This is a genomic window from Pseudomonas sp. LF-5 (assembly GCF_037626295.1).
Classification (GTDB): Bacteria; Pseudomonadota; Gammaproteobacteria; order Pseudomonadales; family Pseudomonadaceae; genus Aquipseudomonas; species Aquipseudomonas monsensis.
In genome coordinates this window covers 185,734-200,457 of the sequence record NZ_JARKMT010000011.1, presented here as the reverse complement: position 1 = coordinate 200,457, position 14,724 = coordinate 185,734, and the positions used below count along the sequence as shown (strand labels likewise).

Sequence of the window (14,724 nt, the reverse complement as noted above, 5' to 3'; positions counted from 1 at the left end):
AAAGGCCGTTCACTCAAGGGCTGTAGTAACCCACCGCCACCAGGAAATGCCCGACCTTCTTCAGGTAGGCATGCTTGTCCTCGACCTTGCCGGTCACCGGGTTTTTCCAGCGGTATTCGTATTCGCCACTGTCCTGCTTGCCGATCAGCGCCAGAATCGGTTCGCCCACCGGTTTGCCGTCCGGGTCCTTGATCTTGCTGAAATCGGTGTTGATCAGCCGCAGGTTGGTGCCGTGGGCGACATAGCGCTGGGTGTCGAGGTCGACCACAAACACATACAGGTCATCCTGCAGATAGCCGCCCTTGAGCGAGTTGATCGCCGTCAGCGTGCCCTTTTCGTCTTTGCCCAGATCGGTGGCTGCTTTATCAAGCAGTGCCTTGGCTTGCTCCGCAGAGGCTCGCGGCAAGTAATAACCCACTGCCAGAATTCGCTGGCCGATGCGCTGGTAATACACATGCTTGCGCTCGACTTTGCCGTCCGCCCAGTTCTGCCAGCGGTATTCGGCTTGCTGGATGCCGTTGCCTTCAGGCACCAGCAACGCGTCCTTGAAGGTCTTTTGCAGGTCCGGCCCGAGCACTTCGCTGACATCACGACCGATCAAGGCAGAGGATGGCCCGCCGCTGGCGAGCATCACGCCCTTGGTATCGACCACGAACACATAACGATCCTTATCGACGAACTCGCCCTGACGGCTGAACGCGGCGAAGGCCTTGTCGCCGTTGTCGTGGTAGTAGGCCAGTGCCTTTTCCAGCAGGGCGATGGCGGCCTTGCTGTCGTCCTTTTGCGTGGAGACGGCATTGGCCTGCCCTGCCCCCACAAGCAGCATCAGCCCGAGCCACGCCACTTTATGCAAAAACCCCATAACGCATCCCTCGTTCTTGTTGGTGTTTCAAGAGCGTAGACGGCTTGGGGTCATATGGAAGTTGAACTTGAATCCAGAGATTACAGGCGAGAGCCCCTCAGCTTAGCCCCTAGGGCCGGGCATTGATCTGTTGCTGCAGGTTCTGGATCTGTGCCTGCAAGGTATTGAGGTTGCGGGTCATCTGGCCACGGAACGCATCGAACTCGGCGGTATTGCCACCGCCCTGTGGCGCTGCCGGACGGTTGTCCTGCTCGCTTTTGAGGACAACGATTTCCTGCTCCAGGCGCTCAATCGCAGCGTTCGAGTTGCCCTGCTTTTTCAGCGCAGTGATATCCGCGCCGAGGCTTTTCAGCTGGGTGTCATAACTCTTGAGCAGGGCATCGACCTTGCTGGTGTCGGCCGGCGCACTTTTCAGGGTCGCCAGTTCTGCACTCAGGGCTTTGACCTGGGCCTGCAACTGGGTGTTGGCGTTCTGTTGTTCGGAGGTCTGCGCGGTCATCTGCGCCAGGCGCTTGTCCAGATCGCTGGCCTGACCGGCCACACCCTGCTGCTGTTTGCCCTGATCGAGCAACTTGCCTTCAAGCGCCTTGATCTGCAGCTTCAGGGCTTCGCTGTCGGTGTTGACGTTGGTCTGGCTGGCGACCACCTTGCCGGAAATATCCTGCAAGCGCCCTGCGGCTTCCTCACTGATGCGCGCGAAGCTTTCCTGGGTCGCGACCAGTTGCTGTTCCATCAGCGAGATCTGCTGAAAGCTCCACCACGCCAGGCCCATGAAGGCAAAAAACAGCGCGCCGACCAGCGCCCACAATGGCCCGGTGCTGGCCGCCCGGACCTTGACCGCCGGTGGCGTGCGCGAGTGCACGGACGTGCGGGCAGTGGTCGGAATGTCATCGTCGTCGAACGTGTCGGCGCGCAGGCTCGGGACATCGTCGAAATCGTCGTGGGCATCATTACGCATGGACATTGAGGCAACCTTTGTGAAACGCGGTGATGGCTAAATGCTGCGAAGTATAACCACCGCAGCCGCAGGGATTGACCCCCAACCTGCGGTGCGGTTCATTGCCGGCCGGCCGAATCGTTGCAACGCGTTTCAGCGAATGTCCTGTGCTTTCCACCAGCCACAGAACTCGTCGAGCGCCGACCACAGGCTGACTTTCGGATCGTAGTCGAGATAATGCCGGGCGCGACTGATGTCGAGGGTGAAATTTTTTTTCATCACTTGCATGCCCAGGCGCGACAGCGTCGGTTCCGGTCGCCCCGGCCAGAGCCGGCAGGCGCCTTCGTTGAGCGCCGCGACACTGTACGCCAGGCCGTAGGAGCGGTACTTGGTGACCTGTGGGACTTCCATCTTGCGCATCACATAATTGACCACATCCCACAACGGCACCGGCGCGCCGTTGCTGATGTTGTAGGCCTTGCCCAGCGCCGAGCCGGCCGCCAGCAAACTGCTGAGCATGGCCTCGTTGAGGTTCTGCACACTGGTGAAATCGACCTTGTTCAGGCCATTGCCGATAATCGCCAGCCGGCCCTTGCGCTGCATGTTCAGCAGGCGCGGGAAGATGCTCATGTCGCCGGCCCCGGTGACGAAACGCGGACGCAGCGCAAGGGTTTCCAGACCGAACTCCTGCGCGCCGAAGACCTTTTGCTCGGCGAGATACTTGGTTGCCGCGTAGGGATGCTTGAAACGTTTGGGCACCTGTTCTTCGGTGAGGTTGAAGTGGTCGCGCCCATCGAAATAGATCGACGGCGACGACAGGTGCACCAGCCGCCGCACGCGCTGCTTCAGACAGGCTTCGACGACGTTTTCCGTGACCTGCACGTTGCCCTGATGAAAGTCCTGATAACGCCCCCACAGGCCGACGGCACCGGCGCAGTGCACCACCGCTTCGACGTCGGCACACAGTTCACGCACCAATTCGGGATCGGTCAGGTCGCCGGGGATGAATTCGGCACCGCGGCGTACCAGATGCTCGACGCTCTCGGCCCGGCGACCGTTGACCCGCACGTCCAGGCCCTGCTCCAGGGCGAAACGCGCAAAGCGTCCGCCAATGAAGCCGCTTGCGCCGGTGACCAGAATTTTCATGTAAAGCTCCAATGAAACCAGCTGCGAGCTTCAAGCTTCGAGCTGCAGGGTAAAAACAATGCTCAGCGCTTGACTTGCCGCTTGCAGCTTGACGCTCGCAACTGCTTTTAAGCCACCAGCCATTGTGGTGAAGAACGTACCAATTGTTCGGTCAGCAAACCCAGCAGCTGACCACCATTGCGCCAATGATGCCAGTACAACGGCACGTCGATCGGTTTATCTGGCAACAGTTCGCGCAACACACCGCGTTGCAACTGGTCGCGCACTTGCAGTTCCGGCACCAGTCCCCAACCGAAACCGGCTTCGGTCAGGCGCACAAAACCTTCGGAAGACGGGCACAAATGGTGCTCGAACCCGCCATCGACGCCGAGCGAGGCCAGGTAGCGATGCTGCAGGAAATCGTCCGGACCGAACACCAGCGCCGGGGTGCGCGGCAACTGCTCGGCGCGCACGCCATCAGGAAAATGCCGCGCGATGAACGCCGGGCTGGCCAGCGCCCGGTAACGCATCGCCCCGAGCAACACGCTACGAGCGCCGGCAACCGGGCGTTCGCTGGCACAGACACAGGCCGCGACCTCGCCGGCACGCATGCGCTTGAGGCCGACGGTTTGATCCTCCACCACCAGATCCAGCAATAAATGCTGCTCGGCACAAAAATCACCCACGGCTTCGGCCCACCAGGTGGCGAGGCTGTCGGCGTTAAGGGCGATGCGCAAACGCTCGGGCAGACCTTCTTCGTCGAGCGCTGGCACCAGCGTCTGCAAATCGCGCTCAAGCAGTCGTACCTGCTGCACATGGTTGAGCAGACGTCGGCCAATTTCGGTCGGCGACGGCGGCGTGCCGCGCACCAGCACCGGTTGGCCGACCCGCGCTTCCAGCAACTTGATCCGCTGGGAAATCGCCGATTGCGAAAGGCCCAGCACCTGCGCGGCGCGCTCGAATCCGGCCTGTTCGACCACGGCGGCCAGCGCGGACAGCAATTTGTAGTCGAACATCAGTTTTCCTAATGAGCGATCAGCACTATTGGTTTTTCTTATACAACTTTCGACCGGAGAATAGCCAGCAAGCACTCTTTATCAAGGAACACTGCAATGGCTGGCGAAACCTCACTCACGACGTTGCTGCGCAGCATGAGCCCGCAGCTCAATGCTGGCGAATACGTGTTCTGCACCTTGGTCGATGGCCAGTTGCCCGAGGGTCTGGAGATTGTCGGCAGCTTCCGCGAGCAGGAAGGCCTGACCGTGATTCTCGAGCGCTCCCAGGCTGAACGGGCCGGGTTCGGTTTCGATTATGTGGCGGCGTGGATCACCCTCAATGTGCATTCGGCACTGGAAGCGGTCGGCCTCACCGCGGCGTTCGCCAGCGCACTGGGCAAGGCCGGGATCAGTTGCAACGTAATCGCCGGTTACTACCACGATCATTTGTTTGTCGGTCAGGCCGATGCCGAACGCGCCATGCAAGTGCTGCGCGATCTCGCAGCCAACGCGGAGTAATCGTTATGTGGCAAAGCTATGTAAACGGCCTGTTGGTGGCCTTGGGGTTGATCATGGCGATCGGCACCCAGAATGCTTTTGTCTTGGCCCAGAGCCTGCGGCGTGAACATCACCTGCCGGTGGCGGCGTTGTGTGTGGCGTGCGATGCGCTGCTGGTGGCGGCCGGGGTGTTTGGTCTGGCCACCGTGTTGGCGCAGAACCCGACATTGCTCGCGGTGGCGCGCTGGGGCGGCGCAGTCTTTCTGATCTGGTATGGCAGCCAGGCGCTGCGCCGGGCGTTCTCGACACAGAGTCTGGATCAGGGCGAAAACCCCACCGTGCGCTCGTTGCGCGCGGTGATGCTCAGCGCGCTGGCAGTGACGCTGCTCAACCCGCACGTGTATCTCGACACGGTGTTGCTGATCGGCTCGCTCGGTGCGCAGCAGTCGGTGCCGGGGGCTTATGTCGTCGGCGCGGCGAGTGCGTCGCTGCTGTGGTTTTTCACCCTCGCCCTCGGTGCCGCATGGCTGGCGCCGTGGCTGGCAAGGCCGAGTACCTGGCGGATTCTTGATCTGGTGGTGGCATTGATGATGTTTACGGTGGCTGGCCAACTGATTATCACCAGCTGATTTATTCCAAACAGCTCTGGAACCTCTATCCCACACAGTTGTTGCGTGGTTAAGCCTTGACCCCGGTGCTATGATCCGAACCCTGCGCCGCAAAGAGTAAAAACTCGTCGGTGCATTTCTGGCCGCCCGTGATCGGCCTTGCGCTCACCGCAACAGACCTGATTAGGAGAATCATCATGGCTTTCGAATTGCCGCCGCTGCCTTACGCACACGATGCCCTGCAGCCGCACATTTCCAAGGAAACCCTGGAATTTCACCACGACAAGCACCACAACACCTATGTCGTGAACCTGAACAACCTGGTGCCAGGCACCGAGTTCGAAGGCAAGACCCTGGAAGAGATCGTCAAGACTTCCTCGGGCGGTATCTTCAACAACGCCGCTCAGGTCTGGAACCACACTTTCTACTGGAACTGCCTGGCGCCAAACGCCGGCGGTCAACCAACCGGCGCACTGGCTGAAGCCATCAACGCAGCCTTCGGTTCGTTCGACAAGTTCAAGGAAGAGTTCAGCAAAACCTCGATCGGCACCTTCGGTTCCGGCTGGGGCTGGCTGGTGAAAAAGGCTGACGGTTCCCTGGCCCTGGCCAGCACCATCGGCGCCGGCAACCCGCTGACCAGCGGCGACACCCCGCTGCTGACCTGCGACGTCTGGGAACACGCTTACTACATCGACTACCGCAACCTGCGTCCGAAGTACGTTGAAGCGTTCTGGAACCTGGTCAACTGGAAGTTCGTTGCTGAGCAGTTCGAAGGTAAAACCTTCACCGCTTAAGCTGCGCGCCAGTCAAAAAACCCGGCTATTGCCGGGTTTTTTATGCTTGCGTATCCCTGTAGCAACTGCCGAAGGCTCGGATCTAAACATACATGTTTAACAAACATGTCCTGATACCGACTCAAGCTACACAATCTTGTGCCTCTGCCTATGCACCTCGCCAATCCGAAGTACGACACCGAATCCCCGCTGGCAAATGCCAGCGAAACACTGGGATCGGTCACAGAGATACTCAACAACTTCGCCGCTGTGCCTGATGTCTCGCACCGCAAGACCGCGCTGGATAACGTGCAACCGGTTGCTTAGTTGTCACGACGGACTGACAACATACACAGCCCCTTGTGGCCGTGTTTTGATTTATCGGCGCCCCAGTGCTCTGCCATCAGACAAACGCATGACCAAATTTTGGGACAAGCGACTGTAGCAGTCCGCGGGTACTGTGCGATCACAGATATTGCTTGATATTGATCCATACCAAAATCGCGGAAAACCATAAAACGCAGACTGTATTGATGTGACCGGGGATGATCACCCAAGGGCGCAATTGCTTTGGAAAATTATTTACTTCCTCAATGGACTCCGGGTCTAAATTTCGCAAGACCTTTAGAACCAAAAGGGCATATACAACTTCAAGACTACCCACTTTGAAGACGATCGGCGTACTTTTGTCGCCCCGATGTGATGCGACGAAACGAGAGTTCGATAAATGGCTCTGAATTTCCTCCAGCTTGTGGGTCGCTACATAAGCTGAAAAGCAATAGTTCAGAAAAAACAATACAAAAAGGGGTATTCCAGATAAGCCAACAAACTGATCAAGGCTCATTATTGACTCACCTCATACAACTTTTCACCGACGAACTCACCAAACTGACCACCGCCATCTCCCATTTGTGCGGCAAGCATGCCACTTACAACCAACATGCAAACCAGACCTCCTGTACCCGCGGTGCCCACTCCAAGAGCAACACATGTCATTGGTGCGATTGGCGCCAGTCTGGTTGCCATCATTCCGCCCACAACATTTCCTGACAGCTTAGAACCTTCGACAAATTTCGCCTGACGGCATTCCTCTTCGCGTCCGGTACGGCATGCTTCGTGAATTTTCATCGCCGCCGAGCTCGCGCCCAATCCAATTGCCAAATAACCGCCGGCCTTTATGTACTTAGAAGATCGCGCCACGCCCTCAATATGTGTCGCATATCCCGGCAATTGATTCGGTGCGCCTGCCTTGTTCCAGTTGTGCACAGTCCTTCGCGAAGATAATCCTAAAGCCCGTTTAAGTTTGGGGTGATCCGGGATGCCCGTCATCTTGCGAACCAAGGGCCCCAAACCGGCATCAAGCTTCGACATCAACCGCTTGCGCTGCGCAAAAAACTGCGGGGAATGGAGATTACCGTTCTGGCGGTACTGCTCGATATGTAAGCGTTCCAGTTCTTTAAGCGTGCCCTTAAGCGTTTCCATGTGCTGCCCCACCATAAACGATGCAACACCCAACGCTCCGGAAGAAACACCCAAAAACGGTTCAATCACCTCATGATGCTCAACCATGAAAGAAGCCTCTTCATCCGTCAGGTCTTTCAGCGCTTCATTCACTTTCTCCGCTGCCGCCATCATTTGCGCCTCTTCGCGTCGGCACATGTAGTTGCGCGAGTCGCTGAAGAGGACCATCTGCCCCGCTTTGACCTGTTCACCCAAATGACGGTTAAGCGAACGGAACTCGCGGCGCAGTGCTTCGCCAGGCGTCGTTTCGTACAGTGCGCGCTCCAGCGCTTCGCGGCTCATAGATGTCTGGACAATGTGAAAGCCTGACTCAGCCGGTTTCGGCAAGGTGTAGGCGTGGTCTTCCACCAGTTGCTCGGCCAGTGGTGGTTCGGGTTGAGGGCTGAAGGCGTTCCACGAAGCGCCGCCGCTATCAGTAACAACCCGCGGTTTCACTATGACCCAGTCACCGTTTTTGATGGCTTCTACGAGTTTTCGCTGGTTGGCGCCTTGCAGATAGTTGGAGTGATTGAGGCCCATTGCATTGAGCAGGTTGTCGAATCCCGGCAGTTCATCCGGGCGGTTGAGTACCTCTCGCAAGGTGTCCATGGCCTGGTGGGTGTCGAGCGCCTGTTGGCCGTGGAGTTCACGTTGAGGGATAAGTCTGGTCACGTCCGTGCCCCGCTCTGCAAAACGCAGGACTTTGGCGAGCGAACTCAAACTTGAATGCCGGGTGTTTCTGTTTTGCGTGTAGGGGGAATCCGACTTCTCTGTGGCGCGCTGCTTGCTGCCATGCCACAGCGGGCTACCATCAAAAAGAGGAAAAAATGCTGCAAACCGCTCAAGTTGAGGGTCGAAACTACCGACACAGTACAGATTAGGGCTAATACTCCAGGCAGCTGCATTTCGGCCAACGCCACAGGCAAATAACCCTGGGCTTGATTGTCCCTTTGACTGCCATCACGGGATTGCCAATACTCATGGCAACTTGACGCTACCCGCACGGAACAAGGAATAACCCTTTGAAGCTGGAACTCAAGAACAGCTTGTCGGTGAAGTTGCTCCGGGTCGTGCTCCTGTCAGCATTGATCGTCGGCGTGGTCTTGAGCTGCGCGCAGATTGTGTTCGATGCCTACAAAACCCGTCAGGCCGTAGCCAGCGACGCCGAGCGGATCCTCGACATGTTCCGCGATCCCTCCACCCAGGCGGTTTACAGCCTGGACCGGGAAATGGGCATGCAGGTAATCGAAGGCCTGTTCCAGGACGAGGCGGTGCGCCAGGCGTCAATCGGCCATCCCAACGAAGCCATGCTCGCGCAGAAGTCCCGTGAGTTGCAGCATTCCAACAGCCGCTGGCTGACCGACCTGATTCTCGGCCAGGAGCGCACCTTTACCACGCAATTGGTCGGTCGCGGTCCCTACAGCGAGTATTACGGCGACCTGAGCATCACCCTCGACACCGCTACTTATGGCGAGAGTTTCATCGTCAGCTCGGTGATCATCTTCATTTCCGGCGTGCTGCGCGCGCTGGCCATGGGCCTGGTGCTGTATCTGGTCTATCACTGGCTGCTGACCAAACCGCTGTCGCGGATCATCGAGCACCTCACCGAAATCAACCCGGACCGCCCCAGCGAACACAAGATTCCGCAACTCAAGGGTCACGAGAAGAACGAGCTGGGTATCTGGATCACCACCGCCAACCAGTTGCTCGAATCCATCGAACGCAACACCCACCTGCGCCACGAAGCGGAAAACAGTCTGCTACGCATGGCCCAGTACGACTTTCTGACCGGCCTGCCGAACCGCCAGCAATTACAGCAGCAACTGGACAAGATTCTGGTCGACGCCGGCAAGCTGCAACGGCGGGTCGCGGTGTTGTGCGTGGGGCTGGATGATTTCAAGGGCATCAACGAGCAGTTCAGCTACCAGACCGGCGACCAGTTATTGCTGGCACTTGCCGATCGCCTGCGCGCCCACAGCGGTCGGCTTGGCGCACTCGCCCGCCTCGGCGGCGATCAGTTCGCGCTGGTGCAGGCCGATATCGAACAGCCTTATGAAGCTGCGGAACTGGCGCAAAGCATCCTCGACGATCTGGAAGCGGCGTTCGCCCTCGACCATCAGGAAATCCGCCTGCGCGCCACCATCGGCATCACCTTGTTCCCCGAAGACGGCGACAGCACCGAAAAGCTGTTGCAGAAAGCCGAGCAGACCATGACCCTGGCCAAGACCCGCTCGCGCAATCGCTATCAGTTCTACATCGCCAGCGTCGACAGCGAGATGCGCCGCCGGCGCGAACTGGAAAAAGACCTGCGTGATGCACTGCTGCGCGATCAGTTCTACCTCGTCTACCAGCCACAGATCAGCTACCGCGATCATCGCGTGGTCGGGGTCGAAGCGTTGATTCGCTGGCAGCATCCGGAACACGGTCTGGTGCCGCCGGATCTGTTCATTCCGTTGGCCGAACAGAACGGCACGATCATCGCCATTGGCGAATGGGTGCTCGATCAGGCCTGCAAACAACTGCGCGAATGGCACGATCAAGGCTTCGTCGACCTGCGCATGGCCGTCAACCTGTCCACCGTGCAACTGCACCACGCCGAGCTGCCGCGGGTGGTCAACAATCTATTGCAGATGTATCGCCTGCCGCCCCGCAGCCTGGAGCTGGAAGTCACCGAAACCGGCCTGATGGAAGACATCAGCACCGCCGCCCAGCACTTGCTCAGCCTGCGCCGCTCCGGGGCGCTGATCGCCATCGACGACTTCGGCACCGGTTATTCATCGCTGAGTTATCTGAAAAGCCTGCCGCTGGACAAGATCAAGATCGACAAGAGCTTCGTCCAGGATCTGCTGGATGACGACGACGATGCGACCATCGTTCGCGCGATCATTCAACTGGGCAAGAGCCTTGGCATGCAGGTGATTGCCGAGGGCGTGGAAACCGCCGAGCAGGAGACGTACATCATTTCCGAAGGCTGCCACGAAGGTCAGGGCTACCACTACAGCAAACCGCTGCCGGCCCGTGAGCTGGGTGCCTACCTCAAACAGGCGCAACGCAGCAACGCGGCCATTTTGTAACGTCAGAAGATCGCAGCCCAGCAGATGCAGCCGAAGGCTCGGACCGCGTTCGGACGATCTTTTGCGTTTCGTAAATAAGAAATATTTCCAGCCACAGCCCTTTACACATAATGCGAAAGATTTGCATTATGTCGCAGTTTTGCGCCCCCAGCGCCTATCCATTCAACTACCGAAGCAGGATGTTCGCCATGATTCGTATGCCTCTGGCTACCGCCAGTCTGCTGGCCATCGCTATTTCCCTCGCCGGTTGCGGCGAAGGCAAAGACAAAGCCGCCGCGCCGACGCCAGCTGCCAGCACTACCGCGCCAGCGGCTGCGCCTGCCGCTGCCGGTAAAGTCGACGAAGCGGCCGCCAAGGCTGTGGTCGCGCACTACGCCGACATGGTCTTCGCCGTTTACAGCGATGCCGAATCCACCGCGAAAACCCTGCAAACCGCCGTCGACGCGTTTCTCGCCAAGCCGAACGCCGATACCCTGAAAGCCGCCAAGGCTGCCTGGGTTGCCGCGCGCGTGCCTTACCTGCAGAGCGAAGTGTTCCGCTTCGGCAACACCATCATCGACGACTGGGAAGGTCAGGTGAATGCCTGGCCACTGGACGAAGGCCTGATCGACTACGTCGACAAATCCTACGAACACGCGCTGGGTAACCCGGGCGCCACGGCCAACATCATCGCCAACACTGAAGTGCAGGTCGGCGAAGACAAGGTCGATGTAAAAGACATCACCCCGGAAAAACTCGCCAGCCTCAACGAGCTGGGCGGTTCCGAGGCAAACGTCGCCACCGGCTACCACGCCATCGAATTCCTGCTCTGGGGCCAGGACCTGAACGGCACCGGCCCGGGCGCGGGCAACCGTCCGGCGTCGGACTACCTGGAAGGCGCCGGCGCCACCGGCGGTCACAACGATCGTCGCCGTGCGTACCTGAAAGCCGTGACCCAACTGCTGGTCAGCGACCTGGAAGAAATGGTCGGCAACTGGAAACCGAACGTGGCCGACAACTACCGCGCCACCCTGGAAGCCGAGCCGGCTGAAACCGGTCTGCGCAAAATGCTCTTCGGCATGGGCAGCCTGTCGCTGGGCGAACTGGCGGGCGAGCGCATGAAGGTTTCCCTGGAAGCCAACTCCCCTGAAGACGAGCAGGACTGCTTCAGCGACAACACCCACAACTCGCACTTCTACGATGCCAAAGGCATTCGTAACGTGTACCTGGGCGAGTACACCCGTGTTGACGGCACCAAGATGACCGGCGCCAGCCTGTCGTCACTGGTGGCCAAAGCCGACCCGGCTGCCGACAACGCGCTGAAAGCCGATCTGGCCGCTACCGAAGCCAAGATCCAGGTCATGGTCGATCACGCCAACAAGGGTGAGCACTACGACCAGTTGATCGCTGCCGGCAACACCGCGGGCAACCAGATCGTGCGTGACGCCATCGCATCCCTGGTCAAGCAGACCGGTTCGATCGAAGCCGCTGCTGGCAAACTGGGCATCAGCGACCTGAACCCGGACAACGCTGATCACGAGTTCTGATCACAGCGTCTGCGTCAAAAAAGGCGACCTGCGGGTCGCCTTTTTTCATGCCTGCTTTTTGCTGTAATGCTGATGACCTCATCGCTGGCAAGCCAGCTCCCACAGGGAATGGTGACTTACACGGATTCTGCAAACACCTCAAATCCTGTGGGAGCTGGCTTGCCAGCGATAGGGGGCACCTCGGTCTCAAGTGAAACCCTGCCGTAAATCAAGTAAACGATAATTCCTCTTATTCAAACCCCCTCGCCCTGTTAGACTTTGCGCCTTTAATTTCGCCCGTCTGCAGGATGTCCGATGCCTTCGCTGTCGCTTCGCTTGTCCGCACTGCTTCTGGCCCTGGGCCTGAGTGCCTGTGATGACGCTCCGCGCTTTACCAAGGCTGAGCCCGGTGAAGCGCGTTCAGGCGGTGCAGCGACCGTGCGCAAGACCGATCAGAACGCCTTTTCCCTGCCCTCGGCCAACCTGCCGCCGTCGCGCCGGGTCGATTTCAGTGTCGGCAACAGTTTCTTCCGCAGCCCGTGGGTGATCGCACCGTCGACCACCACTGCGCGGGACGGCCTCGGTCCGCTGTTCAACACCAACGCCTGCCAGAACTGCCACATCAAGGACGGTCGCGGCCATCCGCCGACGCCGGACGCAGCCAATGCGGTGTCCATGCTGGTGCGCCTGTCGATTCCCGACGCGCCTGAATTTGCCAAACTCATCGAGCAGGTGGGCGTAGTGCCGGAGCCGGTCTACGGCGGCCAGTTCCAGGACATGGCGGTGCCCGGCGTAGTCCCCGAAGGCAAGGTGCGCGTCGAGTACACCCCGGTGCCGGTCCGCTTCAAGGACGGCACTGAAGTGGAACTGCGCAAACCGGTGCTGCAGTTCACTCAGTTGGGCTACGGCCCGATGCACCCGGACACGCGTTTCTCCGCCCGGGTCGCACCGCCGATGATCGGCCTCGGTTTGCTCGAAGCAATCCCGCAAGAGGCGATTCTCGCCAACGCCGCCGCGCAGGCGAAAGCGAACAACGGCATCAATGGCCGGCCGAATCAGGTCTGGGATGACGCGCAGCAGAAGACCGTCATGGGCCGGTTCGGCTGGAAAGCCGGGCAACCGAATCTCAATCAGCAGAATGTTCACGCGTTTTCCGGGGACATGGGCCTCACGACCAGCCTGCGCCCCTTCGATGACTGCACCGACGCGCAAACCGCCTGCAAACAGGCACCGAACGGCAATGGCCCGGACGGCGAGCCGGAAGTCAGCGACAACATCCTGCGGCTGGTGCTGTTCTACAGCCGCAACCTCGCGGTGCCGGCGCGCCGTGGCGTCAATGATCCCGAAGTGCTGGCCGGCAAGAACCTGTTTTTCCAGGCCGGATGTCAGTCGTGCCACACCCCGAAATACACCACCGCCGCCAACGCGGCCGAACCTGAACTGGCCAATCAAGTGATTCGCCCGTACAGCGATCTGCTGCTGCATGACATGGGCGATGGTCTGGCCGACCACCGCACTGAATTCCAGGCCTCCGGCCGCGACTGGCGCACCCCGCCGTTGTGGGGCATCGGCCTGACGCAAGCGGTCAGCGGCCACACCCAGTTCTTGCATGACGGCCGCGCGCGCAATCTGCTCGAAGCCGTGCTCTGGCATGGCGGCGAAGCGCAGCAGGCGCAGCAACAGGTTTTGTCTTTCAACGCCGAACAGCGTGCCGCGCTGCTGGCGTTTCTGAACTCACTTTAAACACTTAAAAGAATCGGGAGCCCGACATGTTCCGTCCCAAGTTGTTGTTCACCAGCCTTGCCGCACTCGCCCTCGGCGCCTGCTCGCCGCAGGACCCGCAAGCGGTCACCTCGGCGGCCATCGCCAAATCGGTGATCCTGCCGACCTACACTCGTTGGGTCGAAGCCGACAGGCAACTGGCAGTCAGCGCCCTCGCCTACTGCCAGGGCAAGGAAACCCTGGAAACCGCCCGCGCCGACTTTCTCCACGCGCAGAAAGCCTGGGCCGAGCTGCAACCGTTGCTGATCGGGCCGCTGGCCGAGGGCAACCGTTCGTGGCAGGTGCAGTTCTGGCCGGACAAGAAAAACCTCGTCGGTCGTCAGGTCGAGCAACTGGTCGTCGCCCAGCCACAGATCGACGCCGCCGCCCTGGCCAAATCGAGCGTAGTCGTTCAAGGTCTGTCGGCGTACGAGTACATCCTGTTCGACGCCAAGCCTGACGTGGCCAACGCCGAGCAGAAAGCCAAGTACTGCCCACTGCTGATCGCCATTGGCGAACGACAGAAGCAACTGGCCGAAGAGATTCTGCAGGGCTGGAACAACACTGACGGCATGCTCGCGCAGATGACCAAGTTCCCCAACCAGCGCTATGCCGACTCCCACGAAGCGATCGCCGATCTGCTGCGTGTGCAAGTCACTGCACTGGACACTCTGAAGAAAAAACTCGGCACGCCAATGGGCCGCCAGAGCAAAGGCGTGCCTCAACCGTTCCAGGCCGATGCCTGGCGCAGCCAGTCCTCGCTGACCGCACTGGAAGCCAGCCTCGCCGCTGCCAAAACCGTCTGGGAAGGTGTCGATAACAAAGGCCTGCGCAGCCTGCTGCCAAGCGATCAGAAGCCATTGGCCGACAAGATCGACGCAGCCTACGCCGCTTCGCTGAAACTGTTCGACAGCACTCAGCGTTCGCTCGGCGAAATGCTCGAAGACGACGCCGGTCGTCAGCAACTGAACGACATCTACGACAGCCTCAACGTCGTCCATCGCCTGCACGAAGGCGAACTGGCCAAGGCGCTGGGCATCCAACTGGGCTTCAACGCCAACGACGGTGACTGATGAGGGCAAGTGC

The 14,724-nt window shown here is 59.5% G+C and carries 13 protein-coding genes and 1 pseudogene; 8 read left to right on the top strand and 6 right to left on the bottom strand.

Annotated elements, in window-relative coordinates; genetic code table 11:
• Window positions 1-13: 13 nt before the first annotated feature.
• The 4 genes from PseuLF5_RS24435 to PseuLF5_RS24420 all read right to left on the bottom strand — a co-directional run bounded on the left by PseuLF5_RS24435 (window position 14) and on the right by PseuLF5_RS24420 (window position 3,940).
• The gene (locus tag PseuLF5_RS24435) at window positions 14-862 is read right to left on the bottom strand and encodes a cache domain-containing protein (RefSeq protein WP_128616300.1); all 849 of its coding nucleotides are present in this window, start codon (window positions 860-862) and stop codon (window positions 14-16) included.
• Window positions 863-971: 109 nt separating this feature from the next.
• The gene (locus PseuLF5_RS24430; RefSeq protein WP_340134884.1) at window positions 972-1,826 is read right to left on the bottom strand and encodes an ATPase; all 855 of its coding nucleotides are present in this window, start codon (window positions 1,824-1,826) and stop codon (window positions 972-974) included.
• Window positions 1,827-1,952: 126 nt separating this feature from the next.
• Window positions 1,953-2,945: an NAD-dependent epimerase/dehydratase family protein gene (locus tag PseuLF5_RS24425; protein WP_123466300.1), complete on the bottom strand. Its 993-nt coding sequence runs from the start codon at window positions 2,943-2,945 to the stop codon at window positions 1,953-1,955.
• Window positions 2,946-3,052: 107 nt separating this feature from the next.
• Window positions 3,053-3,940, bottom strand: a complete 888-nt coding sequence (locus PseuLF5_RS24420; RefSeq protein ID WP_123466298.1) for a LysR family transcriptional regulator ArgP — start codon at window positions 3,938-3,940, stop codon at window positions 3,053-3,055.
• 96 nt (window positions 3,941-4,036) lie between these two features.
• Here PseuLF5_RS24420 and PseuLF5_RS24415 point away from each other — a divergent pair, with 96 nt between their 5' ends.
• The 4 genes and pseudogenes from PseuLF5_RS24415 to PseuLF5_RS24400 form a co-directional block, all read left to right on the top strand.
• Window positions 4,037-4,438 carry an ACT domain-containing protein gene (locus PseuLF5_RS24415; RefSeq protein ID WP_267798863.1) on the top strand — a complete coding sequence of 134 codons (402 nt, stop codon included), beginning with the start codon at window positions 4,037-4,039 and terminating at the stop codon, window positions 4,436-4,438.
• A 5-nt stretch (window positions 4,439-4,443) separates the two neighbouring features.
• Window positions 4,444-5,046 carry a LysE/ArgO family amino acid transporter gene (locus tag PseuLF5_RS24410; RefSeq protein ID WP_340134883.1) on the top strand — a complete coding sequence of 201 codons (603 nt, stop codon included), beginning with the start codon at window positions 4,444-4,446 and terminating at the stop codon, window positions 5,044-5,046.
• A 176-nt stretch (window positions 5,047-5,222) separates the two neighbouring features.
• Window positions 5,223-5,819, top strand: coding sequence for a superoxide dismutase (locus PseuLF5_RS24405; RefSeq protein ID WP_003227660.1), 597 nt, complete (start codon window positions 5,223-5,225; stop codon window positions 5,817-5,819).
• Between the two features lie 141 nt (window positions 5,820-5,960).
• Window positions 5,961-6,125 (top strand): annotated as a pseudogene (locus PseuLF5_RS24400) (DUF6124 family protein); the annotation flags it as partial.
• Between the two features lie 139 nt (window positions 6,126-6,264).
• On the opposite strand, the gene PseuLF5_RS24395 reads toward PseuLF5_RS24400, so the two are convergent.
• Together PseuLF5_RS24395 and PseuLF5_RS24390 are read right to left on the bottom strand one after the other, a co-directional pair.
• Window positions 6,265-6,642, bottom strand: a complete 378-nt coding sequence (locus PseuLF5_RS24395) for a hypothetical protein (protein ID WP_123466292.1) — start codon at window positions 6,640-6,642, stop codon at window positions 6,265-6,267.
• Window positions 6,642-8,018, bottom strand: a complete 1,377-nt coding sequence (locus PseuLF5_RS24390) for a hypothetical protein (protein ID WP_340134882.1) — start codon at window positions 8,016-8,018, stop codon at window positions 6,642-6,644. Before PseuLF5_RS24390 ends, PseuLF5_RS24395 begins: the two co-directional genes overlap by 1 nt.
• Window positions 8,019-8,320: 302 nt before the next feature.
• Here PseuLF5_RS24390 and PseuLF5_RS24385 point away from each other — a divergent pair, with 302 nt between their 5' ends.
• The 4 genes from PseuLF5_RS24385 (at window position 8,321) to PseuLF5_RS24370 (ending at window position 14,711) form a co-directional block, all read left to right on the top strand.
• A complete protein-coding gene (locus tag PseuLF5_RS24385) occupies window positions 8,321-10,372 on the top strand; it encodes a putative bifunctional diguanylate cyclase/phosphodiesterase (RefSeq protein ID WP_222834413.1) in 2,052 nt (683 codons plus the stop codon).
• 188 nt (window positions 10,373-10,560) lie between these two features.
• Window positions 10,561-11,898 (top strand): imelysin family protein, encoded by a 1,338-nt coding sequence (locus PseuLF5_RS24380; protein ID WP_340134881.1) that lies wholly within the window; start codon window positions 10,561-10,563, stop codon window positions 11,896-11,898.
• 294 nt (window positions 11,899-12,192) lie between these two features.
• Window positions 12,193-13,620: a di-heme oxidoreductase family protein gene (locus PseuLF5_RS24375; RefSeq protein ID WP_322376118.1), complete on the top strand. Its 1,428-nt coding sequence runs from the start codon at window positions 12,193-12,195 to the stop codon at window positions 13,618-13,620.
• Between the two features lie 26 nt (window positions 13,621-13,646).
• Entirely contained in the window at window positions 13,647-14,711 is a 1,065-nt protein-coding gene (locus PseuLF5_RS24370; RefSeq protein WP_322376117.1) for an imelysin family protein, read from the top strand.
• Window positions 14,712-14,724 lie beyond the last annotated feature (13 nt).

What these genes read in the sequence shown, in the direction of transcription:
- PseuLF5_RS24415 (WP_267798863.1), top strand. Translation starts at nt 4,037, where the DNA reads ATGGCTGGCGAAACCTCACTCACGACGTTGCTGCGCAGCATGAGCCCG.
- PseuLF5_RS24380 (WP_340134881.1), top strand. Translation starts at nt 10,561, where the DNA reads ATGATTCGTATGCCTCTGGCTACCGCCAGTCTGCTGGCCATCGCTATT.
- PseuLF5_RS24425 (WP_123466300.1), bottom strand. Translation starts at nt 2,945, where the DNA reads ATGAAAATTCTGGTCACCGGCGCAAGCGGCTTCATTGGCGGACGCTTT.
- PseuLF5_RS24430 (WP_340134884.1), bottom strand. Translation starts at nt 1,826, where the DNA reads ATGTCCATGCGTAATGATGCCCACGACGATTTCGACGATGTCCCGAGC.
- PseuLF5_RS24375 (WP_322376118.1), top strand. Translation starts at nt 12,193, where the DNA reads ATGCCTTCGCTGTCGCTTCGCTTGTCCGCACTGCTTCTGGCCCTGGGC.
- PseuLF5_RS24435 (WP_128616300.1), bottom strand. Translation starts at nt 862, where the DNA reads ATGGGGTTTTTGCATAAAGTGGCGTGGCTCGGGCTGATGCTGCTTGTG.
- PseuLF5_RS24370 (WP_322376117.1), top strand. Translation starts at nt 13,647, where the DNA reads ATGTTCCGTCCCAAGTTGTTGTTCACCAGCCTTGCCGCACTCGCCCTC.
- PseuLF5_RS24420 (WP_123466298.1), bottom strand. Translation starts at nt 3,940, where the DNA reads ATGTTCGACTACAAATTGCTGTCCGCGCTGGCCGCCGTGGTCGAACAG.
- PseuLF5_RS24410 (WP_340134883.1), top strand. Translation starts at nt 4,444, where the DNA reads ATGTGGCAAAGCTATGTAAACGGCCTGTTGGTGGCCTTGGGGTTGATC.
- PseuLF5_RS24395 (WP_123466292.1), bottom strand. Translation starts at nt 6,642, where the DNA reads ATGAGCCTTGATCAGTTTGTTGGCTTATCTGGAATACCCCTTTTTGTA.
- PseuLF5_RS24405 (WP_003227660.1), top strand. Translation starts at nt 5,223, where the DNA reads ATGGCTTTCGAATTGCCGCCGCTGCCTTACGCACACGATGCCCTGCAG.